This is a genomic window from Psychrobacter sp. CAL346-MNA-CIBAN-0220, assembly GCF_040309805.1.
Classification (GTDB): Bacteria; Pseudomonadota; Gammaproteobacteria; order Pseudomonadales; family Moraxellaceae; genus Psychrobacter.
The window spans coordinates 1,249,362-1,273,766 of record NZ_JBEOPF010000001.1 but is presented as its reverse complement, the minus strand read 5'-3'; the positions used below and the strand labels follow the sequence as shown (position 1 = coordinate 1,273,766).

The window sequence follows — 24,405 nt, the reverse complement described above, 5'->3', positions numbered from 1 at the left end:
AGAATACCATGCATATTGCCATCTTAACTCTGACTTTTTCTCTGCCTGGATGCAGCTCGTTAAAAGAAAAGCGCCAGCGCATGGGCGGTTTGCACGCACGCTTCGGCAATACTCCAAGCGTCGCGGTATGTGAAAGCGGCGAGCGTGATCGGCATGACGCTAGCGAGTGGACGTTTGTGATCGTCGGGCTGTCTAAACGTGAGGTCGAGTCACAGTGTAGTCAGTTAGAGGCGAAGATAGAGCGTACTGTAGACGCGCGAGTGATGAATGTGATTCGGGAGTTTATTTAGTTTAGCTTGATATTTATGGGGAGCTAATCCCGCTTTCCGCTCATATTTTGATTAGCACCCGCAGCTCTGCGCGTTGCCAAGGATAACTGCTGCAATCGGGGCTAAGCAGCGTTTCAAGGCAATGTTTAAGAATTGATCATGACATCCTTTGGTAAGGTAGTATCATACTCGCTAAATATTGATACTCTTTACATCATTAATCAGCTGAATAATATCATCAGCTGTTTCAGCCACCCACTGTTGGCGACTCTGCTTATGTGCAATATTGAAAAAATTATTGTTGGGGGTTTTGAAGTTAACTGGTCGTTGAGGATAAATCAGCCCACCTAGATTTTTCTTTTTATTTTTACCTTCCCAGTTTTTGCGTAATGCTACAACTTCATTTTTAAAGTCTTCCATATTGCTTGGGTATTCTGGCAGACGTAGTCCATCTTTCTTTGCTAGCGTTATGCTGTAATACAAACGATGATTTATTTCAATATAACAATAAACGTCTACGTTATCCCTTTCGGCTATTTTATAGCAAAGTCCGTACGTCTTAGCTTTGCCTTTTGTGCCACCGCCTAAGAAATACTGCTTTAATGCTTTTTCTTGGCTATAAGGCAACAGCTGATTATCACAAAAAGTAAACTCTAGGTTTTTTTCGCTAAAATAAGCCAGTAAACTATTCCACATCTCATTCTGAATACGCTGTTGAAACGTTTCAAAGTTCTGGCTCAATTGGTAGGCAGTTTTAAAGTTACTTTCATCTGCCAGAAAATCTACATACTCTTGTTTCATTTTTGCATTCCTTGTTTGTCCTGTAATTTTAGCAACGGTATTAATATACTGCTCAATAGTCTGTTCTATATGCGGATAATCTGTTACCTCTGTCTTACATAGCGCCAAAAAGTTAAAAATATCTTCCTTATAGCTGATTACGCCATAGTCTTCAGCATTAATATCCCCCTTACCATAATGTGATACATCATCACCAAAACGATTTAAATATACTACATAGATGTTTTTATCGTCATAACCCATTTCTTGGCAGGCTTTATAGTATTTAGCTAACTGTCCTTTTTGGTCAAAAGCGTAAATCTTATTTTCAATAACGATAATATTGTTTGCATTTCTAAGAATAATGTCTGCTCTACCATGACTTGAATTACGAAAACTATATTCAACCTCACAACTATAAGTGTCCTTTGAGTCTAGTTTATCTCGATTCCATTCTTGTGCCGCTATAGCATTATTTAATACCATTTCAATGAATAACTGTTGAAAACCTGCTATTTTATGACTAGCGTTTAAATTTAGTAGTTCGGCAAGAAAACGAGAGTGCAAACCAACTTCTTCACCCGTCTTACGCAAAATTGTAAACACATTGAAACCTAGTTTTGTATCATCGTGCTGCTTCTGAGATGCTTGTTCTTTCTCCTGTAAAGCTGAAAACTTCTGTTTAAAATTATTATTAAGCATAGCCATCTTTCCTGTTGCTTTTAATATAAATTGTAAAGGTAAGGTTAACAAACTAACACACACCTGCATGTATTCCAAAACATTACAAAGAGTTCGTTTTTATGAGCAGTTCTTCTAAATATAAAATGAGTAGTTGTTTTAAGTCCGAAGAGTCTAAGGGTTTTATGTGTGTCACCACAGGACAAACAACAGAGAAAGTAGCCCAAGATATTGGTAAAGACAAGTTCGACAAAGTATCTGATAATTATTTAGAACTCGGTTTTGAAGATTCAGGTTTTAAAGTAATTAGCTTAGATACTTTACAGAATTTGACCGAGTTCGATAGAAATGAGCGCTTTGAAAGTCAGAAAGTCGTAATTTTTTTAATTGAAAGTGAAGCTTCCTTTGAAGCTTTGTTTGCCTTTCACGAAGAAATAGCTTCTATTCAAGCACTAACTTGTGCAATCGTACCTTCAACTATAGATGAAATAATTAGCTTCAAAACTGAACCAAAAAATATTTTAAGAAATAAGATTAACACACTGTCATTTATTCCTACTTTTGCTGTACCTTTTATCACATTACAAGCCAAAACCGATTTTGTAAAAGAGATACACAGTGAGAGCTATAATTATTACTATTCCTTTGTAGATTTTGTTATAACAACAGTTTGTACCGTTTATAGGCAGGATGACTCTATGATTGGCTATGACTTTAATGACTGGAAACAAGTATTTAGTGGTAACAGACTACTAAATGTACTTCCTACAACGTATGCAAGCGACGAAAATAAGAATAACTTCAAGACTGATTATTTAAAAGGATTAAGTAAAGTTGGAATTAATCCGACTGACATTAAAGATATAATTTGTGTAATGAGTGCTAGTAGTCCTCCTAGCTTAGAACAAACACTTAAAGTAACTGAAACTATAGAGGATAGTTTCGCTATTTTTTGCACTACAACTATGAAGCTTACTCAAGATTTAGCTATATTCGAAGACCCAAGCATAACAAGTGTTAATGTCATAGTCAGTAGCCATTTTGAGGAGAGGTAATATGAAAGTTGCACGAACTCAAGTAGAAAATGAGTTAACTCAAAACCCACCCAATAAAAAAGGCTATTCCCTAAAGAATAACCTTTTAATAATTGCTAACCAATCTCTATCAACTAGCTTACTTCTTTCATACCTTGCTCTAACATCGGTTTCATAAATTCACCAGTATGTGAACCTTTGGTATTAGCAACTTCTTCAGGTGTACCTTCCGCGATAATTAAACCACCACCTTTACCGCCTTCAGGGCCAAGATCAATCACCCAATCCGCGGTTTTAATAACATCCAAGTTATGTTCAATGACCACGATAGTATTGCCTTTATCACGTAGCGCATGCAGAATGTTAAGCAGCTTAGCGATATCATGGAAATGCAAACCAGTGGTTGGTTCATCCAAAATATATAAGGTCTGTCCGGTATCACGCTTGGCTAGCTCACGCGCTAGTTTAACCCGCTGAGCTTCACCGCCGGATAGCGTTGGTGCGGATTGACCAAGGCGAATATAACTGAGACCGACTTCTACTAACGCTTGCAGGCGACGATGAATAGACGGAATAGCGGAGAAGAATTCAGTGGCGTCTTCAACGGTCATATCAAGCACTTCAGCGATGCTTTTACCTTTGTAGCGAATCTCTAAGGTCTCACGGTTATAGCGCTTACCCTCACAGCTATCGCACGGCACATACATATCAGGTAAGAAATGCATCTCAACTTTGATGAGACCATCACCTTGGCAAGTCTCACAGCGACCGCCTTTGACGTTGAAGCTAAAGCGTCCGGGTTTATAACCACGCGCTCGCGCCTCTTCAGTTTGGGCGAACATTTCACGTACTGGAGTGAACACACCGGTATAAGTCGCTGGATTTGAGCGCGGAGTACGGCCAATCGGGCTTTGATCAATGTCGACCATTTTATCCAAATGCTCAAGACCACTAATACTGTCAAATTTATCAGCGATAAGCGTTGATGCGTTATTCAGCTGGGTCGCTGCCAAGGGCATTAAAGTACGATTAATCAGCGTTGATTTGCCAGAGCCTGAAACCCCAGTAATACAAGTCATGATGCCAATGGGTAAGCTCAAATCAACGTTTTGTAAGTTGTTACCGATTGCGCCTTTTAGCTCAATGGTCATCGGTACTTTTTTAGGTTTTGCCTTACCTTCAACTTCAATCTCGATCATTTTTGGTTGATGACGAACTTTAGGAATGTCGATTTTCATCTTGCCAGACATATACTGGCCAGTGAGTGACTCTTTGGAGGCCATGATGTCATCTACTGTTCCTTGAGCGATCACTTCACCGCCATGGACGCCCGCACCAACCCCAATATCAATGACATGATCGGCGTGGCGAATCGCATCTTCATCATGTTCAACTACCAGAACCGTATTGCCTAAATCACGCAAACGCATCAAAGTCTTAAGCAAACGGTCGTTATCGCGTTGATGTAGTCCGATTGAGGGTTCATCAAGCACATACATCACGCCCATCAGACCGGCACCAATTTGGCTGGCAAGTCGAATACGTTGTGCTTCACCGCCAGATAAAGTTTCAGCTGAACGTGCTAATGACAGATAATCCAAACCGACACTGACTAAGAAATTCAGGCGCTCATTGATCTCTTTAAAGATTTTTTCGGCAACCTCACCTTTATGACCACCAATCTTAAGCGTTTTATAATAGTCAGCGGCATCACCGATAGACAATTTAACAATCTCAGCGATGGTTTGATCATCAACCCGCACATTACGCGAAATCTCATTCAGGCGCGCGCCATCGCAGATATTACAGGTGGTATCTGCTAGATACTTGGCCAACTCGTCACGGACTAGATTGCTTTGGGTTTTCGCATAACGGCGCTCTAAATAGGGCAGCACGCCTTCAAAAGGAATGGTTTTATTGGTTTTACGACCGCGCTCATCCGTGAAGTTGAAGGTGAGCTTTTCTTTACCTGAGCCGTGCATGATTAGGTCTTGCTGTTCTTTAAGCAAGGCTTGCCACGGAGTATCCATATCAATTTTAAAATGATGGCAGACCGTAGACAGTAGGCCAAAGTAATAAGCATGACGCTTGTCCCAACCATTAATTGCCCCTTGATTTAGGCTTTTTTCATGATTGGTAATGAGCTTTTCAGCCGAAAAATACTGACGCTTACCCAAGCCATCACACGCAGGACAGGCTCCGTAAGGATTGTTGAAACTAAACATCCGTGGTTCAAGCTCAGACACCGCCCGATCACAAACGGGACAGCTGTGTTTTGCCGATAGTACTTGATTATCGCTACCATCAGGCTTAGGATTGCCATCCATATAATGCAAAATAACCAAACCTTGACCCAAGCGCAGTGCAGTTTCCAAGCTTTCGGCGACCCGGTTGCCTAGATCATCGCGTACTTTAAAGCGATCGACAACCACTTCAATCGTGTGCTTTTTATTCTTCTCAAGTGCCGGTAGCTCGTCCATATCATAAACATGACCATCGACGCGAACCCGTACAAAACCTTGTCCGACTAATTGCTCAAGCAGTACCGTATGCTCACCCTTACGCTCGCGAATCACCGGCGCTAAAATCATCAGCTTACTATCAACTGGCAGTGCCATAATCTGATCCACCATTTCGGTGACAGACTGTGCAACCATGGGCTCATTATGCTCTGGACAATAAGGCGTTCCGATACGCGCATAAAGCAAGCGCAAATAGTCATAAATCTCAGTAATCGTACCGACTGTTGAGCGCGGATTATGGTTGGTTGATTTCTGTTCAATAGAAATCGCTGGTGATAGTCCTTCGATACTATCGACGTCCGGCTTTTCCATTTGCGATAAGAACTGGCGGGCATATGCGGACAAACTTTCGACATAACGCCGTTGCCCTTCAGCATAAAGGGTGTCAAAAGCCAAAGATGATTTACCTGAGCCGGATAAGCCCGTAATCACCACGAACTTATCACGTGGAATATCCAAGTCGATATTTTTTAGGTTATGGGTGCGTGCGCCGCGTACTGCAATATGGTCATGTGCCATTGTTTTCAGGTTTCCTATTTGCTAAAAGGGTTGTTAAAACCAACATATGAATGTGGTTTTAAAATATAAACAAAGGTCATTAAAATAAAGAATTAAAAAAGTAAATTATTTTTAAATCAAACAAATATTAAAAATAATTGAGTCTATTAACAAAAAAATGAGAGTAGTGACATCTGCTGTCATAGAACCGTTGTTGTTTTTCTGATACTAATAGTTACTACTGAGTATTAGTAGCGGTTATATTGCTAACAAAAGTTTGATATCTAGGTTAATTATAAGTTTTAGTTAATCGTGAGTAATCGACCTATAGCATGCCTTTTAAAAGAAGTGATAAGCTGGCTTATCTAAAGTAAAATCAACTATAAGTTAGCTTAAAGAAAGACTTAAAAGATAGCATTAAGGTTGCAAATAGCCGTCTTTAAATAGCCTAACTTTAACAATAAAAAAGTATTGGTTATTATTTATTGATTATTATTATAAGTTTGAATAATTTTTTGATATAAACGAAAAAATTACCGCATAAGACTCTTTGCAGCGTCTTACTTTATTGTTATGACTGATGGATTATTCAAGGTACGAGTGCGCACAGGATGCACTTAGTAACAAATTTATTGGGTTAAGTAGGTTATGCAGAATAGTGGTAAGTAGGTAGGCAAAAGTCTCGGCAGCCAAACGGTGAATGTTTTATACTGTGGTGCTTGATTTATAGGCTACGCTGATAAAGGCTGTAATAAGTATTATCGCTATATCTTAACAAAAACCTTGATAGCAGTCTTGATAGCCTTAACCAATAACCATATCTAGCTATAGATGCATGAAGATAGCGCAGTGTTACCCCGTAATTGGGTGTAGAACGTCAGTCGTTACGTAATAAACCAGTGAGGCAAGTATGAATAGCGTAGAAAAACGGGCAATCTTAGGGGTCGGTGGTATTTTTGCCTTGCGAATGATTGGCCTATTTATGATCGTGCCGGTATTTTCTGTGTACGGGAATAATTATGCACATGCCACGCCGTTTTTAATTGGCTTAGCAGTTGGGGTGTATGGACTCGGCCAAGCTATCTTTCAGATACCAATGAGTCTTGCCGCTGATAAGTTCCCGCGCAAGCCAATTATCATGCTTGGCTTAGTACTGTTCGCGTTGGGCGGTATCATAGCGGCAAACGCTACTGATATTTATGGCGTTATTATTGGTCGGGCGCTGGCGGGTAGTGGCGCGGTCTCTGCAGTGTTAATGGCGCTATTGGCTGATGTTACCCGTGAGGAGATGCGTACTAAAGCCATGGCGACTATGGGACTCACTATCGCTACCTCTATTATGCTAGCATTCGCTTTTGGGCCATTGTTGGTAGGTTCGCTTGGTATGTCAGGGCTGTTTTGGTTGACCGCTGGCTTTGCCGTTTTAGCGATGTTACTGCTTTGGGTAGTACCCTCACCGCTACGGGTGCTGAAGCACAATCTAGATAATAAGTCGATTGGCCAGCAGCTGTCTGATGTGCTAAAAATTGGTGATCTCAATCGTTTGCATATTGGCATTTTTGCCCTGCATCTGACCATGACCGCGATATTCGTGATCCTGCCGCATCAGCTCTCAGAGGTGATGGACTTGACAGTAAGACAGCAAGGTTTGGTCTATTTACCGCTATTATTTATCGGCTTTGCGGTGGCCATACCTTTTATTATCATTGCTGAAAAGAAACGAAAAATGCGTCAAGTATTCTTGGGGGCAATTGCATTAATGACTGTTTCCTTGATATTACTGGCGCTTGGTAGCCATGTGGGTATCGGCATTATCTTAGGGTTGCTGCTCTATTTTATGGGCTTTAACTTGCTTGAAGCCACTATTCCTTCGTGGATCTCTAAGCGTGCACCGGTTGCCAATAAAGCCACGGCAATGGGTCTAAACTCATCCAGTCAGTTTTTTGGGGCATTTGTTGGCGGTGCGATGGGTGGGCTGTTATTGAACCAGCCCAATCTATTGGCATGGGGATTACTGGCAATAATAATGGCAGCAGCATTATTGCTCATTATCCCTATTGCCGATCCACCCTATTTATCTAGTACTACGGTAACCATACCTAAAAATATTAATATCCAAGACTGGTCGCGGCAGATGTCGGCGATTAATGGCGTTGATGAACTGGTGGTCATGGCAAAAGAGCAGGTGGCTTATTTAAAACTAGATAAAACCCAGCTGACTGATGCTTCACGACAACAATTGTCGCATTTAGCACAAAGCCCCCTAGATATTTAAGAGACAACCTAAGTTATAATCACGGCAGCTAACAAGTAAAATATAACTTTTATTCTCACTCTAAAAAGGAATTAAGATGAGTAAATTTAATACGTTATCCGCTATGGTTGTCACTAAAAATCTGTGCATTAAAGACCCAGCAGCTAAAAAGTTGCCCAATAAAAAACTGCCAATCACCATAACTAAATCGATAGCTAAGCTTGGTATAGGTTTTGGTGTGTCAATAACGCTATTGACCTCTGGCTGTGCCACACAAAATATTCAGTCCTATCAGGATACAACGCCAACGCTTGATATGCATCAGTTTTTCTCAGGTCAAATTGATGGTTGGGGAATGTTCCAAGGGCGCAATGGTGAGGTCAAAAAAAGATTTTATGTCGATATTAATGCGACTCATGAAGGTGATAATGTCATCGTTTTAGATGAAAAGTTTGATTGGGTAGATGGAACAAAGTCACAGCGTATATGGCGGCTGACTCAGCAAGCGGATGGGCACTGGAAAGGGGTAGCAGGTGACGTTATTGGCGAAGCGACAGGAGAGGTGGTTGGTAATACATTGCATTGGCAGTATGTGTTAGCGCTGCCAGTCGATGGTAAAATTTATAACGTAAATTTCGATGATTGGATGTATTTAATCAATAAAGATGTCATGCTTAACCGTTCAGTAATGAAAAAATATGGTGTTGAGTTAGGTAGCGTGACTTTGAGTATGCATCGCAATAATAAATAAGTATGAGCCTTATCAAGAGAGATACCGTTTTCCGTCTGTGGCCAATAAGAGTCTTTTGTCTCTATAAAGTCTATTAAAGTACAGTTGGCAGGCCAGTTAATATGCCGGAAGAGTGAATCTCTTTTTTTGTATTTATAAAATCAAAAGGCTTAATGATGCACGACAAAGAGTGTCGCATATTAGGTAAAGCCCCCTAGATATTTAATAAAAAACGGTATAAAGTAAAACGATGTTAATGATAGTATTAGTTAGTTTTATTACAACAAGTTATTAAGTTTTCGATAAAATTATTTATATAAAATCACTTATAAAGTTATTAATCAAAAAAGGACGGTATTATGCGCGGTGTTAATAAAGTTATCATCATTGGTAACCTCGGTGCAGATCCTGAGGCACGTCAATTCAATAATGGCGGTAGCGTGACCAATATTTCGGTTGCAACCTCTGAGCAATGGACAGATAAGCAAAGCGGTGAAAAAAGAGAAGCCACCGAATGGCATCGTATCTCATTGTTTAATCGCTTAGGCGAAATCGCCGCCCAGTATCTACGCAAAGGCAGTAAAGTCTATATCGAAGGCAGTCTGCGTACGCGTAAATATCAAGATCAAAGCGGCCAAGATCGCTATATCACCGAAATTCGTGCTGAACAAATGCAGATGCTAGATGGTGCTAGTGGCGGTCAAGATAGTGGTTTTAGTAACAACAACCAAAATGGCCAACAGGGTTATAATAATCAGGGTGACCAAGGCGGTCAAAACAATCAGAACAACTCTGGTCAGCAATCAAATAACCAGCAAGGTGGCTATAACCAAGCGGGTGGTGCAGCAAGTCAAGGCAGTAACCAAAATGACTTCAATCCTAAGCAAAGCTCGCCCAATCAATCCAACCAGTTTAATCAGTCAACCCAAGCGCCCAATCAAGGGTCTGGCTCAGCGAATAAACCGACAGCGATGCCTGATGGTCCAGTCGATGATGATATTCCGTTTTAGGATATAAATTACGTCCGTTGATTACAACCATTAAGAGTCTATTTTTATAGGCTCTTTTTATTTATTATAGTTTTTGATAACCATAAATTTTTTAAGGGATTAAAAAATAGAAGAATTTTTCTAGCTTATCAAATTTATTGTTTAGGTATTAGATAGTAATAGTAAAACTATAAAGAAAAATAGTTATAAAAAGATAGCTGAGATATAATTAAATATGAATAATATTATTCATATTTAATTATTCATTAATAATAAAAAATATGGTAATCTGCTACAGCTATTAAAACTGTTCAATTAGAGGATGACATTCATAGATTATACTTAATTTATCCTAAAAGTTATTGATTTAATATTAAGTTTAATAATTATTGACAGTGATAAAGCAGTAACATTAATCAGCTATCCAGTGCTTAATGCGTCATAAAAGACCTATTAAGTTTATTTCTATTTTTAAGACCGAGGTTGTTATGAATAAGAATAACGCAATTGATTTAGACAGCTTAAACGTAGACGAGCTACGTGCAATTACTGAAAATGCACAACAGCTCATTGCTAAAAAACAACATCAGCGTTTATATGATGCGTATACGCAGTTCGAAAAAATTGCAGCAGACAGTAGTAGTACAATAGATGAAATACTAAAAGCTGGTGAAAAACTAGAGAAAAAACGCAGTATCAAGTATCGTAATACTGATAACAATGAAGAGACTTGGACAGGCCGTGGCCGTAAGCCGACGTGGTTAGTTGACGCGCTTGCATCAGGTAAAGATCTTGAAGATTTTGCAGTTTAAAAAACCCTTTGATATCGAGTTAGGCTTGTATTGAGTATTTACTGAGTACAGTGATCAAACTGATACTATGAAAAAATATAAAAGCCAATTTATTGAATCAAATTATTTATAGCGTCTCTTTTAGAGAGTTACTTATAAAGGTGATAGTGGGTTTGTTTGACCACTAGATAAAAGCCAGCATCTTGACATAAAGATACTGGCTTTTTTTATGTCATTTATAGGTGATTGTTTGTTATGATAATGACGTTTTTACCTTGCTAAAAGAGTAGTTTAACTGTGTCCAAAGCGTCTACTTCATCTAATAAGCGCCCTCGAAAGCTGTGGTGGCTGGTTGGGTTTGTTTTATTTATGCTATTTGCATTATTGCAAATGCCAGCGGTATGGGTGGTCGAAAAATACGCACCAGAGTCGCCTTATATACAGCATATGTCAGGTAACTTATGGCAAGGCTCAGCTATTTGGCAGCTGCCAGAGTCTGCCACTCCCTTGATTGGTTCTGCCAGTTGGACATGGCAGCCTTGGCAGCTGTTATTAGGTAAAGTAGGTGCTCATGTTGAGATTAGCACAGGTCAGACGAGACTTGATGGGCAGGTTAAAATAGGGCTGAGCTCTTGGCAAATCAATAATATGACCGGCAAGATTGCACCTGAGACCTTAGCAAGTGTGGTCGATTGGCAACTACCCAATACGCCTATTCAGGTCAATGCCGTATCATTACAGCGACAGTCAGGGTTAGATAAAGAGTCAGATAAAAAAGTATCTGGATTTAGTCAAGCGCAGGGTCAATTAACATGGGTCGGCGGTGAAGTGGGTTATCCTAGCGGTGGTAAAACCTTTTATATCGACATGCCAGCGATGCACGCTCAACTAAGCCAAGAGCAAAAAAATAATAAAAATTTGCTGCACATTAACCTATTGAATAACCAAGATAAACGCTTAGGTGATTTATATATCGATGGTGATAATATGCTGGATGTGAGCTTGACCCAGCGCTTACTTGAAAACATGCCTGAGTATAAAGGACAAGCACCGCAAGATACGCCAGTGGTGAGTGTACGCCAGCCATTATTGTCAGGGTTAGGGGTACGTTAAATGATAAGTATCGCGGCACGTTTAAAGCCAGTGGTTGAGACTCTTAATCGTTTTTCAGTGTGGTTGTTGCTACTAGCGATTGGCTGGTTATGCTGGACAGCAGCGCAGCTATTATGGCTGATATTAGCGCCACCTATAGCACCGACATTACCACTACAAGCAGTGCAGAATGGGTCAACAGTTACGGCTGATAATAGTAGTATATTTGCTATTTTTGCTGATGCTGAGCCTATTGCTGCTGCTATACTACCACCGCCTAATGTAGGGTTAAAAGGCGTATTACTAGCAATGCCAGCAAGTCTGTCTTCAGCCTTATTAGATGTAAATGGTGAGGTAAAAAATTACCGGATTAACGATAGTCTGAAAGACAGTGGTTATACTCTCATTGCAGTAAATTGGAATGCAGTCATTATTGCTGATGCCGCTAATAAGCAAACAGAGATTAAAATGGCGGATGCGTTGCTGCTTGATCAAAGCGACAAGGCAATAGGTGCAGTAAGCAATCAGCGTCTACCGGACAATAACGTGCTCCCTGCTATGCCAATGCTTGATGATGGTAGTACTGGGTCTGTTACCGACTCTATTAGTGAGGGTGACCCGCAGTCTGCTATAGGTGAAGCTGTAACGGCCTTACAAGAAAATCCAGCCAGTTATTTAAGCCGCATGGGCGTGATGGCGTCAGGAGAAGGCTATCAAGTTACTGCTGCCATGCCAGCAGGGTTACGCAACCGCTTAGGACTTGAGCCGGGCGATCGGGTACTGACCGTCAATGGTCAAAGTGTTGGAAATAACCCTGCACAAGATGCCAGCGTGTTGCAACAAGTACAGCAATCAGGCGAAGCACAAATCAAAGTACAGCGTGGCGAGCAGGTTATTACCATTCGCCAGCAATTTTAAAGCTGTTATTTAAATTAAATGATATGGCACGTGAACGCTATTTTTAGCAATATTTCACCTTATACTGAGCGATATTACAGTAGGTAATTATGACCATGGTAAGTTTGCATAGATTTTCAGTAACCCCTTTGCGTCGTTCATTGCAGTGCCTGCTACGCATATGCCGGCCGCTATATTTGGCGTTACCACTTTGGGCAGCGACTTGTGGCCTTGCTAATGCTGAAAGCTGGAAAGTCAATCTGCAAGATGCTGACATTAAAGCCTTTATCAATGAAGTAGCCACTATTACCGATCAAAACTTCGTCCTCGACCCGCGCATTAATGGCAACGTGACTGTTATCTCTAATCGTGCCTTGTCGCGTGATGAGATTTACCAGCTATTTCTAAGTGTGATGCAGGTCAATGGTATTGCTGCGATTAAGTCGGGAACGACTGTTAAGCTAGTACCGGATAATGTCGCCAAACAATCTGGGATCGCGGTTGATTTACGCGGTGATACTGTCGGAGAAGCGCTAGCAACGCGGGTGATTTATTTGACCAATACCCAAGCTGCCGAAGTGTTAGGCGTCATTCGACCCTTGATGCCGCAATCTGCGCATGCTGCTGCCGTTCCTGGGGTTAATGCCTTAGTGTTATCCGATCGTGCTGACAGTCTTAATCAATTAACCGCGCTAATTCGCGACTTAGATAGCAACGTCAACGATAGTCTGCGGGTAATTCCTCTGCGTCATGTCGATGCTGAGCGCATGATGGATTTGATTAGCTCGCTGGTTAGCAGTGCAGGTGGGGCGCAAGGGCAAAGTGGAGATCAGCTAAAAGTCATCGCAGATGCCTCAAGCGACAGGCTACTGGTAAAAGGTAGCCCTGAGATGATTGCAAAAGTACAAGAGATGGTCAATCAGCTGGATACCATGCCCACACGCAGACTAAGCGGTCTGCGGGTCTTTCGGTTAAAATATGCCAGCGCGGGTCATATTGCCCAAATGCTACGCGGTTTACTCGCTAATCAATCCATCAATAGTTCTGGCGCCACCTCAACCTTAGAGTCAGCCTCCCTAACTGATGCTAGCAGTACGGGTGCTACCTTAAATAATAATGCTAGTGATGCGCTTAGTGGCAGTAACTCAGCGAGAGCACCTGCTTCCAGCTCGGGTGGGTCGGGTACTGGTATTGGCGGGCGGCCTTTTAGTATTATTGCAGACGAAACCCAAAATGCAGTCATCGTCAATGCCGCGCCTGAGCTCATGTTTGAGATTGAAGAAGCGGTCAATCAGCTCGATAATCGCCGTGCACAAGTCCTGATTCAAGCCGCTATCGTTGAGGTCTCGGGTGACGATGCGACCCAGCTTGGCGTCCAGTGGGCATTGGGTAATGCCAATAGCGGCTATGGCGTCGTTAATTTTAATAACGTTGGCGCGAGTGCGGCGTCTCTAGCCGCTGCCGCCTTAACAGGTGGTGGTTCAGGTATCAGTGCTGCTGCCGGTTCTATTGCCGGTGCTCTACTTGGTATTGGTAATAGTAGTAAAGACAGTCAAGGCAACGCGCAATTTTATGGCGCTATCCTGCAAGCGTTAGACTCCTCTACCAGCGCCAACCTGCTATCCATGCCGTCTATTTTAACCTTAGATAACGAAAAGGCCAGTATTTTAGTCGGTCAAAACGTCCCATTTGTTACTGGCTCTTTTACCACTGGCGGTAACTCTTCAACCAATCCATTTCAGACCATTGACCGTCAAGATATTGGTATCAATTTAAATGTCATTCCGCATATCGGTGACAATGGTACGGTACGCTTAGAGGTCTCACAAGAGGTTTCCTCAGTCGTACCCAGTAGTATCGGTAATGCTAGCGGCTTAATTACTAATAAAAGCCTGATCAATACCACCATTCTAGCGGATGATCAGCAAACCATCGCGCTAGGTGGCTTGATGCGCGACAACAGTACCACCAGTCAACAAAAAGTTCCCGGTCTGGGTAATGTTCCTTTCATTGGACGGCTGTTTCGCTCCGATAATGACAAGACCCAAAAGAGCAATTTAATCATATTTTTGCAGCCCACTATCCTACGTGATGGCGGGGCGGTAGCAAGCGTTACTGAGCGCAAATTTAACCAGATGCGCGTGCTGCAACTGGTTATTGATAAAAACGGTACGATTAAACAACTGCCATTAAGTGGCACTGAAGGCTGGAATGGCAAGGTGAGCGCAGACTATGAGTTAATGCCGCTTAATCCGCTAGTCCCTAAACGCAATCAAATACCAAAACCTACAACCCCAGGTTTTACTAAAGTAGACAGTCCTAGCAATAGTATGACTACCTATCCCCTAAATCGTTAATAAAATCTACATCAAAAATACAGGGTCAGGTATCGAACTGACTCTGTACATTATCTTGCGTATTCATAACACAGACAAACAAAGCTTACTCTATTCTTGGGTTATGATAAAAAGTAACAAGGCCAATAAAAGTGAACAACCATGAATAAAAAAAAGTGGTTAAGTTTAGGCGTAGTGGCTACTGGTTTATTGTTGATACCAAGACGCAGTAGCCGACAAAATTCGATACACCCTCAGCCTAAAAATGATAACTCTGAAAATGAACAGACTGAAAATAGCGCTGCTAGTCATAATGATCCAAAAAATAGCAATTCTAAAAAAGTGCAATAAGTATTTAAGGAGGCTTCGGTTATATTGAGTAATTTCTGCAAAATTTTGCAGTCGTTTATCTCATTGATTTTATATAAAGACTATCCTAGTAGCTCAAATTTAGTAGTGAGTGTAGCATTACAAAGCCGTTCTCTCGTCATATTTCAGACCATTTTATCGTTATTACCTTAATGGATGATAGATTAAATGACCTGAAATTTGATCGCTACTTTTTGATTGTTACTGGTGTTGATGATTGCCTTGAATAGGAGATGTTGTACATCTGCTTAATATAGCTACTTATAGGGAGGCTTTTAATGACCGTTACAAGTTTAAATCTGACAACTAATAAGCACCTCCTAGCTACTGAGTATTCTCTACCTCTATATCCTTTGATTGATACTCATACCCATTTTGATGCGCCAATATTTGATAATGATAGACAGAGTCAGGCACAACAAGCCTACGAGTACGGTGTACGTCACCTTGTACTGGTGGGCTATTTATATCGGCACTTTGAGCGACTATATGATGTCCAGCAAGCACTTGAGCAGATGCCGCAGTTTACGCGAGCTGATGACAGTGACCAGCTGAATTCATACCCTAAAGTACATATTGCACTGGGGTTACATCCTTTTTATATTGAGCAGCATACTGAGACCCATTTAGAGACCATGGCGCAGAGGTTAAATCAACACCGTCCCCTGGCAATTGGAGAGATTGGTCTAGATACTTATACCGATACGATGAAACAGCCTGAGATGGTTGCTAAACAACAGCGCTTTTTTAAGGCACAGTTGGATATGGCGGTAACCCACCAGCTGCCAGTGCTTCTGCACATCCGTAAAGCTCACGCCGAAGCCTTAGCACTATTAAAAGCGCACTATTATGACGCCCATAAGCTTGGCGGTATTGCCCATAGCTTTAGTGGTGGCAAGCAAGAAGCCATAGCCTTTGTTAAGCTGGGATTTAAGTTGGGCGTGACTGGTCAGGTGACCAATCCTAACGCTAAAAAGCTGCGCCGAGCTATTCAAGCTGCCGTTGCTAGTTATGGGATTGGCTGTCTGGTCATTGAAACTGACTGTCCAGATATGATGCCTATCAAGTGCCAGACGCCAAATAGCAACCAGTTGGCCCTTGGACAAAGCGTAGACAATGAGTGGGGCGATGCGCCAATACACAATAGGAACGTGCCGGCTAATTTGCCCTGGGTACTCATGAGTCTTAGTGAGATGCTCAGTGTAGAACCGGACGATCTTGCACGGCAATTGTGGCAAAATAGTTGTGACGCTCTACATACTACTTGGGCTTATCCAAAATAAAATATCATTAATAATAAGAGTTTTAATCTGTATGAGTCAATCAATACAAGCGATCCAAAACGATGCAAAAACGAATACTATTAATTCAACCTCAGATCATGGCATAAAAAATGCAACGACAACACAATATGAACGCCGTTTTCAAGGAACAAAAACTCTCTATGGCGATAGCGTATTCAATGCTTTTGCTGCCGCTCATGTATACGTTATTGGGATAGGGGGCGTTGGTTCTTGGGCCGCTGAAGCGTTGGCACGGACGGCAGTGGGAACGATTACTTTGATTGATTTGGATGTGCTAGTCGCCTCCAATGTCAATCGGCAGTTACCTGCTCTGGATAGTACTTTTGGTCAAAGCAAGATTGCAGCAATGGCAACCCGTATTCGAGAGATTAACCCAAAAGTTACCGTACACTTGGTTGATGATTTTTTGTCTGCTGACAATGTAGCAGTACTGCTACCGAGTCGTAGGGACGTTCAAGCTGCAGCAGCCGAGCAGAGATCGACGGTAATCTTAGACTGTGTTGATGATATGGGTGCTAAGCTCGCTATTGCCGTCTATTGCCGCTCTAATAAACTAAAACTGATTTGTGCTGGCGGAGCGGGGGGCAAGATAGATCCTCTTCAGGTTACGGCCAGTGATTTAAGAAACAGCTATCAAGATCCGTTACTGGCGAGTCTCCGTCATAAACTGCGTTTTGAGAAGGGCATCAATAGCGGCTTAAGACAAAGGTTTCGCATTAAGTGTGTATACTCAACAGAACCGCCACAGGTGGACAAAAGTTGTCAATCCAGTGGACTACATTGTGGCGGTTATGGATCGGCAGTTACGGTGACCTCTGTAATGGCAATGGTCATGGTCAGTGAGGCACTGCAGATATTGACCAAACAAGCTCAGCGTTAAGCCTATCACTTCATATTAATTTTGGAGACAGTCTTGTCAACTAATACCTATCCAATAGCGCTAGATGAAAAATCTCGCATTGCTAAGCTCCATGAATACCAAGTGCTCAATACTAATGATGAGCCGGCGTTCGCACGTTTGACTGAATTGGTACAGCTGTTTTTTGATGTGCCTATTGTTACTATCGCCTTTATGGATGAGCATACGCAATATTTAAAGTCCCCTCATGGACTTGGTGATATTTGTACGACCGCACGGGAAGTGTCGATTTGCAATTATACCATTCTATCCGATGAGGCCTTTATAGTGCCAGACTTGAGTATTGATGAGCGCTTTACTCATAACCCTTTAGTCACACAGGCTCCCTATTTGCGTTTTTATGCCGGTGTCCCCATAATTTTGCACGAGGACAACAAGACCTATCGTCTAGGGTCACTTTGCCTAATTGATGATCAGCCTAATTATAAGTTCGATAACAAACAAGCCAGACTGTTAGCCCAATTTGCAGTAATGGCCGCAGATTCGCTAAAACTACAAAAAAATCAGCGCTTGGCCAGACATGCCAATCAGATGAAATCAGATTTTTTGGCCAATATGAGTCATGAAATACGCACCCCAATGAACGGTATCATGGGCATGGTTGATATGCTCGATGATACTAAGCTAAGCGCTGAGCAAAAAGATTATGTGGATAATATAAAAGTCTCTACAGAGCATCTTTTGGTGATTATCAATGGTATTTTGGACTTGTCAAAGGTTGAGTCCGGTAAGATGATAATCGATGCCGTACCGATGAATTTATCGTTGTTATGTAGTGAAATTATCAGTTTATTTGCAATCAAAGCTCGCGAGCGTGGTATAACTCTAGATTATCACTATACCGAAGCGCTATCGCCTTACGTGAAAGGCGATCCTGTAAGAATAAAACAAATTTTAGTCAATTTAGTCAGCAATGCTATTAAATTCACCCGTGAAGGGGGGCGTGTTAGTATCGATGTTAAACACGCACTACATTGTGATGAAAACGGACACAGCGTTGTAGACGATAAGACTATCGGCCGTGATATGACCTTATGTATTGATATTACGGACACCGGTGTTGGTATTAAGCCTGAGTCTCTGGACGTAATATTTGATGCCTATAATCAAGAGGACAAATCGACTCATCGTCTATATGGTGGTACTGGTCTTGGATTATCGATATGCAGATCTTTAGTTAATCTTATGGAGGGTCATATTTGGGCAAATAGTGTGGTTGGGGAGGGCACCACGTTTAAGGTATTATTACCGCTGCCCACTTTAGATCAAGCCCAATATGACGAGTGGCAACGCTCAAATAATATAGCTGTCAAACCGGACTCACAATATGCGGGTCATATACTGCTAGTTGAAGATGATAATGTTAACGCGATGATTGCTAAAAAAGTGTTACGTAATAGTGGACATACGGTCACTCACGTTTCTGATGGGCAACAGGCCATTGAAGAGTTTTCAGCACATCCACAACGTTACGATATTATATTAATGGATCATCACATGCCGATTATGGATGGGATACATGCAACGATTAAGCTGCATGAGCTATATGATCCAAAAATGCTACCGCCGATCATTGCTTTGACGGCCAATGCAATGGACGGCGAACGCGAAAAATACATGCAGGTGGGGATGCAAGACTACTGTACCAAGCCCTTTAAAAAAGAACAGCTCAATACGCTGGTTCAATACTGGCTAATGCAGAAACAGTCGATAAAAAGGTAATCTACAATCTGCGCTTTTCTATTTCTATGTTTCATACTTTAAGTCAATTATGATGCAAATTAACGATTATCATAATTGACTTAAAAAGGCTCAAGCATCGTTATGATGATTGAGCCTTTATCGAAACTTTACTTTTCGGCCTATGTTTGTGGCCTATCAAGGATTAAACATATTAGCTAACGCGCGTTTGATAGTCGCTGGTACGCGTATCCACACGGACTATTTCACCTTGTTGTACAAACAAAGGCACACGCACCACCGCCCCAGTTTCTAGCTTGGCAGGTTTACCACCGCCACCAGAAGTATCTCCACGCAAGCCAGGATCGGTTTCGGTAATTTGCAGCTCAACGAAGTTAGGTGGAGTAATCGTTAGCGGTACACCATTAAATAAGGTAATGACACATAGCGCATTGCTATTTTCTTTTAGCCATTGCACCGTATCACCCATTGCTATTTTATCCGCTTGTAGCTGCTCAAAGCTTTCAGGATGCATAAAGTGCCAAAACTCACCATCGTTATATAGATAGTTCATTTCAATATCCATCACATCAGCCGCTTCTAAGCTGTCACCTGATTTAAAGGTTTGCTCTAACATTCTACCACTGCGTAGATTGCGCATTTTAACGCGGTTAAAAGCTTGACCTTTTCCAGGTTTGACAAACTCGTTTTCAACGATGGCATAAGGGTTGCCATCAAGCATTACTTTTAGACCGGCTTTAAACTCGTTGGTAGAAAAACTTGCCACAAGAGACTCCTAAGGGTTGTTAGTAAGTATATTCATAAGTTAATAATCAATTATCAAAGCGCCACCAAACCTGACGCTACAACAACCGTGCTCAAATCATATCAAAAACAAATAGGTCTGAATGATTGTGTTCAGTTGACATACTTTGATAGTGCGTCGGCTTACAGCGTATAATGTTGGTTTTTAAGCGTACGCATTAGGGTGTTATGATAAACCATTTAATCACACAAAAAAACTGGCAAACACAATTATCCGAAGCCATTACCTCAGTCGATGAGTTGCTTGGGTTACTTAAGCTGGAATCGTTAATAACACAGATTTACATTCCTAAGCACTTTGAGCTGCGGGTCCCACGGGCCTTTGTGGCAAAAATGACGGTTGGCGATGCCAGTGATCCGTTATTGCACCAAGTATTACCTGATAAGCAAGAGCAAACCGTGGTGGCCGGTTATGTCGCTGATCCCTTAAGCGAAAACGATCAAAACCCGACTAAAGGGCTGCTGCATAAGTATCAATCGCGAGTACTTTTAACGATTACAGGCGCTTGCGCTATTCACTGCCGTTACTGTTTTCGACAGCATTTTGACTATAGTGCCAATATGCCCAATTCTGCCGCTCATGCCGCCATTATCTCATATATTACTGAGCATCCTGAGATTAATGAGGTTATCTTAAGTGGCGGCGACCCATTGAGTGTGTCTAATCGCCGACTGTTTGCATGGCTCGATACTTTAGAGGCCATTTCGCAATTGACTACTATTCGTTTGCATACCCGCCTGCCTGTGGTTATTCCTGAACGCTTAGATGATGCCCTTTTAGATCGTCTTGCTCAAAGTCGTTGCAATATTGTGATGGTGATTCATTGCAATCATGCTAATGAGATTGATGCAATTACCGCTGAATACTTACAGCGCGCACGGACTGCAGGGGTTATGCTATTAAACCAAGCGGTGTTATTAAGCGGTGTTAATGATAGCGTAGCGGCACAAGTCGCATTGAGTCAGCGCTTGTTTGGTGCTGGCGTTTTGCCTTATTACCTGCACGTGCTGGATAAAGTTGCTGGTGCTGCCCACTTCGATAGTGATGAGCAGTCAGCTAGCGATTTATATTGGTCTTTATTAGCAGTACTTCCTGGTTATTTAATGCCCAAACTGGTAAGAGAGTTACCGAATAGAGCATTTAAAGTGCCTATCGATATTTATAAAGAGCGGTAAAGCCTTCAGTATAATAAGATAGAATATTATATTTTTACTAAGTATTAGTAGTTTTTTTATAGCGTGTTATTGATTAAGATAGAAGCTCCTAACTGCTATCTTAATCAACAGGCAGGGTATCCCAAGTTAATGGTATATCGTTAGGACAAATGTTTATTAATAAGACGATATGATGATACGATGTTAGGTAGACAATTAAGCCGTCAGATATGATTGCGATTTAACACGCTGAAGCGTGATAATAAGATTAAAAGGCCTGTTATGCGAACCAAGTCCATCTTAAATTTATTAGTCATAGACGATGATCAGATATATGCCGAACGTTTGGTTAAGCTGTTGTCTGCTTATTATGATGACGTTAATTTGGGTTTTTTAGATGACAAAGAAAAGCTGCTAAAATCACTGCGTCATCAGTGGGATGTACTGGTATTCGGACGTGCTTATGATTTGAGCTTCACGGATGTCGTGGGTATTGTGCAAGAGCAAGGCCTTGATTTGCCCTTGGTGGGTCTCATGAGTGACGAGATGGCAACGACTGGCCGCAATGATGAAGGTATGCCAGCGGTGATCGACGGTACTATGGTAAAAGCATTGCTAGCCGAAAAAGAGACCCAAGTTGTTATGGCGATATGTCTGCAGCATGCCAATTTACAAAGCCGCCGCCAGCTCAATACCCTGCGCCATGTTCTCTCTGAAGCGGAGCTGCGCGCCAATATCTTAATCAAAAACTCCAAAAGTGCGGTGGCCTATATTGATGAAGGTATTCATGTCTTTGCCAATGATTCGTATCTCAAACTATTTAACTTTGAAACCATGGACGATATCATCGGTTTACCTGTTATTGACTTAATCGCAGGTGGCGATGATATTAAAGATTTTAAGCAATTTTTACGTCAGTTTGATAAGGGCGATCGCGAGCAGGTTGAATTTAATTTTGCAAGTCAACGTATGGATGGCAGTACCTTCAAGGCCAAGCTTCAATTGGCCGCTGCTACTTTAAATGGTGAGCCCGTTACTCAGATTTTTATCCTACAAAATAGTAATAATAGTGCTGAGGTTGCCAAGCGTTTTGCTATTGCTGAAAGTAAGGATAGCTTAACAGGACTCAATAATCGCCGCGGCTTTGAAGAACGCTTTGAGGTACTATATCAACTGGTTTTACAAGATAAGGTGAGTGCTGGCCTATTGTATATCCATCTGGATAACATCGGTAAAATCAGTAGCAGCCTAGGCTTACAAGGGGTAGACATTACCCTCAAACAAGTGGCTTATATGTTAGATAAAGCCGTGCCGAATGGTTATGTTAGTCGTTTTAGTGATGCTGCGTTTACGGTCTTAGTTGAAGGCCTTAAGGTTCAAGCGCTCGAAGCATTAGCCGAAAGTATTCGTCAGCGTATCGGTGATATGCTCATAGAAATGGATAAACGTACGATTCATACCACGGCCAGTATTGGCATTGTCAATATAGATTCTCATGCTGCTGAACCAAAAGTACTGCTTGATCGTGCTATTGATGCGATTAGGCATATTAGGATTGAAACCGCCGACCAAGGTAATGCTTCTCATCTTTATATTCCAGGTCAACATGCTGACAGTGATGACACTGCTCTAGCAGAACACTTAGCAAACGCGATCACGCAGAATCGCTTTGAGCTGCTCTTTCAGCCGATCTATGATATTAATCATGATCGTAGTAACTTTTTTGAGGTCTATCTGCGCTTACCACTAGCCGACGCTGAAAATACAGTTTTAAACCCAACTCAATTTATGGCAGTGGCAAAAACCCACAAATTACGTAAAAAAATAGATCGTTGGGTGCTGGTTAACGCCTGCAAAAAGCTAAACGATGTCCGTAAAACTCATCCTGAAGCACGGATACTGGTGCAGTTAACCAGTGCTTCATTGGTGGACAACAAACTACCAAATGTGGTCAGCCAATTGATTAAAGCCGTGGGCGGGGTATCAGGGGCATTGATGCTACAGTTTAATGAGCAAGATGTCGTCAATCATTTGACCGTTGCTAAGTCTCAGTTTGCCGCGTTGAGCCAAGTTAATTGTCAAACAGGTATCCGTAATTTTGGTACCTTCGCAAAATCGATTGAAAGCGCCAACTTCCTACAACCTAATATGGTTAGGCTGGCGCGTAGCTATATGCAAGACATCAATAAAGCGGATAATCTAGAAACTATTAAATCACTGATTATACGCACTAATAAGCTCAATATTGACGTACTAATACCTTATATTGAAGAGGCTGCAACGATGTCTGTCGCATGGAGTATTGGTGCACGTTATTTGCAAGGTTATTATCTTGAGGAGCTGAGCGACACGATGAACGTTGTTTAAAGCGCCCATAATGCGCTATGAAGCTATCTGTTATTAACGCGTTTAAACAGCTCCCTAACTCAATAGCAACTATTGATGAAATTATACTCAGCAAGCTTTTAAGCCAGCCCTAAGTGCTATATCATAACCGCTGCAAAATCTTTCTTTGCACGCCTGCTATTATTCTCACAAGCTAGTAAAAGCCTCTTCCACTACAGAACTCAACTAAAGAATGAGTAAACATGCCTATTAACTTTAAAGTCCAACTGAGCAGTATATTAATCACAGCATTTTTACTCACAGCTTGTGAGCGCACACCGCCTGATTATCGTACTCCTGTACCTGTGACGCTACCAGTATATACCGAAGGCGATGCTGACCGTGGGGCGATAATTTTTGAAGAGGCCTGCGGCCAGTGTCATCAGTTGAATCCAGGGAGCAATAAAAAAGGCCCGCAGCTAATGAATATATACGGCGCGTCGGCGGCAGGTTTAGCAGATTATAATTATAGCGAAGGATTAACAGCGTCAGGCTGGGTGTGGGATGTAGAGACGCTAGATCCTTATATTGCCGATGCTGAAAAAGCAATGCCAGACTCAAAAATGCTAGCCGATCCGATGCCAGATGCTGGTGAGCGCGCTGATGTTATCGCTTATTTGTCTACTTTGCGTGCAGCAATTCCTGCTCTTGATGCCGATGGATTTCCAATAGCGGCCGATGCTAATAAAGGCGCTGATAAAGGTGCAAATAATGAGCAGTCGAAGATGAGCAATGAGCCAATCGAGATATCACCAGATGCAGCCCAAAAACCGGCAGCAGACTTTCAGTAGAGTGGCTTTTAAGCGCCTTAAGCTCATTTTTAATATTCTTATTTTCACTAAATTTATTGTTAATCAATTTATAATAATAAAATAAGCTGGTAGTTTATTATGCG

19 protein-coding genes are annotated in these 24,405 nt (G+C 41.7%); 16 read left to right on the top strand and 3 right to left on the bottom strand.

The window, feature by feature from the left end:
• The first annotated feature begins 8 nt into the window (after window positions 1-8).
• On the top strand, window positions 9-290 hold the full coding sequence (locus AAEY88_RS04935) for a DUF503 domain-containing protein (protein ID WP_350559896.1): 282 nt from the start codon (window positions 9-11) through the stop codon (window positions 288-290).
• A 171-nt stretch (window positions 291-461) separates the two neighbouring features.
• Here AAEY88_RS04935 and AAEY88_RS04930 read toward each other — a convergent pair whose 3' ends face one another.
• Complete coding sequence (locus tag AAEY88_RS04930) at window positions 462-1,802, bottom strand: PD-(D/E)XK nuclease family protein (RefSeq protein WP_350559893.1); 1,341 nt, start codon at window positions 1,800-1,802, stop codon at window positions 462-464.
• Window positions 1,803-1,852: 50 nt separating this feature from the next.
• Here AAEY88_RS04930 and AAEY88_RS04925 point away from each other — a divergent pair, with 50 nt between their 5' ends.
• A complete protein-coding gene (locus AAEY88_RS04925; RefSeq protein WP_350559890.1) occupies window positions 1,853-2,785 on the top strand; it encodes a hypothetical protein in 933 nt (310 codons plus the stop codon).
• Between the two features lie 113 nt (window positions 2,786-2,898).
• On the opposite strand, the gene uvrA is transcribed toward AAEY88_RS04925, so the two are convergent.
• On the bottom strand, window positions 2,899-5,805 hold the full coding sequence (gene uvrA, locus AAEY88_RS04920) for an excinuclease ABC subunit UvrA (protein WP_350559887.1): 2,907 nt from the start codon (window positions 5,803-5,805) through the stop codon (window positions 2,899-2,901).
• An 889-nt stretch (window positions 5,806-6,694) separates the two neighbouring features.
• Between uvrA and AAEY88_RS04915 the strand changes: the two genes are divergently transcribed.
• From AAEY88_RS04915 to AAEY88_RS04865, 11 genes are all read left to right on the top strand, one after another.
• On the top strand, window positions 6,695-8,059 hold the full coding sequence (locus AAEY88_RS04915) for an MFS transporter (protein WP_350559884.1): 1,365 nt from the start codon (window positions 6,695-6,697) through the stop codon (window positions 8,057-8,059).
• Window positions 8,060-8,135: 76 nt separating this feature from the next.
• On the top strand, window positions 8,136-8,789 hold the full coding sequence (locus AAEY88_RS04910; protein WP_350559881.1) for a DUF3833 domain-containing protein: 654 nt from the start codon (window positions 8,136-8,138) through the stop codon (window positions 8,787-8,789).
• Between the two features lie 338 nt (window positions 8,790-9,127).
• On the top strand, window positions 9,128-9,778 hold the full coding sequence (ssb, locus tag AAEY88_RS04905; protein WP_350559878.1) for a single-stranded DNA-binding protein: 651 nt from the start codon (window positions 9,128-9,130) through the stop codon (window positions 9,776-9,778).
• A gap of 467 nt (window positions 9,779-10,245) precedes the next feature.
• Window positions 10,246-10,569: an H-NS histone family protein gene (locus AAEY88_RS04900; protein ID WP_350559875.1), complete on the top strand. Its 324-nt coding sequence runs from the start codon at window positions 10,246-10,248 to the stop codon at window positions 10,567-10,569.
• Between the two features lie 276 nt (window positions 10,570-10,845).
• A complete protein-coding gene (gene gspN / locus AAEY88_RS04895) occupies window positions 10,846-11,661 on the top strand; it encodes a type II secretion system protein N (protein WP_350559872.1) in 816 nt (271 codons plus the stop codon).
• Window positions 11,662-12,558 (top strand): type II secretion system protein N, encoded by an 897-nt coding sequence (locus AAEY88_RS04890; RefSeq protein WP_350559869.1) that lies wholly within the window; start codon window positions 11,662-11,664, stop codon window positions 12,556-12,558.
• A 95-nt stretch (window positions 12,559-12,653) separates the two neighbouring features.
• Window positions 12,654-14,894 carry a type II secretion system secretin GspD gene (gspD, locus tag AAEY88_RS04885; protein ID WP_350559866.1) on the top strand — a complete coding sequence of 747 codons (2,241 nt, stop codon included), beginning with the start codon at window positions 12,654-12,656 and terminating at the stop codon, window positions 14,892-14,894.
• A 141-nt stretch (window positions 14,895-15,035) separates the two neighbouring features.
• Window positions 15,036-15,224 carry a hypothetical protein gene (locus tag AAEY88_RS04880; RefSeq protein WP_350559863.1) on the top strand — a complete coding sequence of 63 codons (189 nt, stop codon included), beginning with the start codon at window positions 15,036-15,038 and terminating at the stop codon, window positions 15,222-15,224.
• 296 nt (window positions 15,225-15,520) lie between these two features.
• The gene (locus AAEY88_RS04875) at window positions 15,521-16,525 is read left to right on the top strand and encodes a TatD family hydrolase (RefSeq protein WP_350559860.1); all 1,005 of its coding nucleotides are present in this window, start codon (window positions 15,521-15,523) and stop codon (window positions 16,523-16,525) included.
• A gap of 103 nt (window positions 16,526-16,628) precedes the next feature.
• Window positions 16,629-17,426 carry a ThiF family adenylyltransferase gene (locus tag AAEY88_RS04870; RefSeq protein WP_407074426.1) on the top strand — a complete coding sequence of 266 codons (798 nt, stop codon included), beginning with the start codon at window positions 16,629-16,631 and terminating at the stop codon, window positions 17,424-17,426.
• Window positions 17,427-17,459: 33 nt separating this feature from the next.
• A complete protein-coding gene (locus AAEY88_RS04865) occupies window positions 17,460-19,187 on the top strand; it encodes an ATP-binding protein (RefSeq protein ID WP_350559854.1) in 1,728 nt (575 codons plus the stop codon).
• 172 nt (window positions 19,188-19,359) lie between these two features.
• Here the strand turns inward: AAEY88_RS04865 and efp are convergent, their stop codons facing one another.
• Window positions 19,360-19,932 carry an elongation factor P gene (gene efp, locus AAEY88_RS04860; RefSeq protein WP_350559851.1) on the bottom strand — a complete coding sequence of 191 codons (573 nt, stop codon included), beginning with the start codon at window positions 19,930-19,932 and terminating at the stop codon, window positions 19,360-19,362.
• A 206-nt stretch (window positions 19,933-20,138) separates the two neighbouring features.
• Between efp and epmB the strand changes: the two genes are divergently transcribed.
• The 3 genes from epmB (at window position 20,139) to AAEY88_RS04845 (ending at window position 24,301) form a co-directional block, all read left to right on the top strand.
• A complete protein-coding gene (gene epmB / locus AAEY88_RS04855; RefSeq protein WP_350559848.1) occupies window positions 20,139-21,146 on the top strand; it encodes an EF-P beta-lysylation protein EpmB in 1,008 nt (335 codons plus the stop codon).
• A gap of 261 nt (window positions 21,147-21,407) precedes the next feature.
• Window positions 21,408-23,492: a bifunctional diguanylate cyclase/phosphodiesterase gene (locus tag AAEY88_RS04850; protein WP_350559845.1), complete on the top strand. Its 2,085-nt coding sequence runs from the start codon at window positions 21,408-21,410 to the stop codon at window positions 23,490-23,492.
• A 221-nt stretch (window positions 23,493-23,713) separates the two neighbouring features.
• On the top strand, window positions 23,714-24,301 hold the full coding sequence (locus AAEY88_RS04845; RefSeq protein ID WP_350559842.1) for a c-type cytochrome: 588 nt from the start codon (window positions 23,714-23,716) through the stop codon (window positions 24,299-24,301).
• Window positions 24,302-24,405: the final 104 nt, after the last annotated feature.

Excerpts from the sequence above, each read along its gene's own strand:
- AAEY88_RS04935 (WP_350559896.1), top strand. The coding sequence starts at position 9 with ATGCATATTGCCATCTTAACTCTGACTTTTTCTCTGCCTGGATGCAGC.
- AAEY88_RS04925 (WP_350559890.1), top strand. The coding sequence starts at position 1,853 with ATGAGCAGTTCTTCTAAATATAAAATGAGTAGTTGTTTTAAGTCCGAA.
- uvrA (WP_350559887.1), bottom strand. The coding sequence starts at position 5,805 with ATGGCACATGACCATATTGCAGTACGCGGCGCACGCACCCATAACCTA.
- AAEY88_RS04915 (WP_350559884.1), top strand. The coding sequence starts at position 6,695 with ATGAATAGCGTAGAAAAACGGGCAATCTTAGGGGTCGGTGGTATTTTT.
- AAEY88_RS04910 (WP_350559881.1), top strand. The coding sequence starts at position 8,136 with ATGAGTAAATTTAATACGTTATCCGCTATGGTTGTCACTAAAAATCTG.
- ssb (WP_350559878.1), top strand. The coding sequence starts at position 9,128 with ATGCGCGGTGTTAATAAAGTTATCATCATTGGTAACCTCGGTGCAGAT.
- AAEY88_RS04900 (WP_350559875.1), top strand. The coding sequence starts at position 10,246 with ATGAATAAGAATAACGCAATTGATTTAGACAGCTTAAACGTAGACGAG.
- AAEY88_RS04890 (WP_350559869.1), top strand. The coding sequence starts at position 11,662 with ATGATAAGTATCGCGGCACGTTTAAAGCCAGTGGTTGAGACTCTTAAT.
- gspD (WP_350559866.1), top strand. The coding sequence starts at position 12,654 with ATGGTAAGTTTGCATAGATTTTCAGTAACCCCTTTGCGTCGTTCATTG.
- AAEY88_RS04880 (WP_350559863.1), top strand. The coding sequence starts at position 15,036 with ATGAATAAAAAAAAGTGGTTAAGTTTAGGCGTAGTGGCTACTGGTTTA.
- AAEY88_RS04875 (WP_350559860.1), top strand. The coding sequence starts at position 15,521 with ATGACCGTTACAAGTTTAAATCTGACAACTAATAAGCACCTCCTAGCT.
- epmB (WP_350559848.1), top strand. The coding sequence starts at position 20,139 with ATGATAAACCATTTAATCACACAAAAAAACTGGCAAACACAATTATCC.
- AAEY88_RS04850 (WP_350559845.1), top strand. The coding sequence starts at position 21,408 with ATGCGAACCAAGTCCATCTTAAATTTATTAGTCATAGACGATGATCAG.
- AAEY88_RS04845 (WP_350559842.1), top strand. The coding sequence starts at position 23,714 with ATGCCTATTAACTTTAAAGTCCAACTGAGCAGTATATTAATCACAGCA.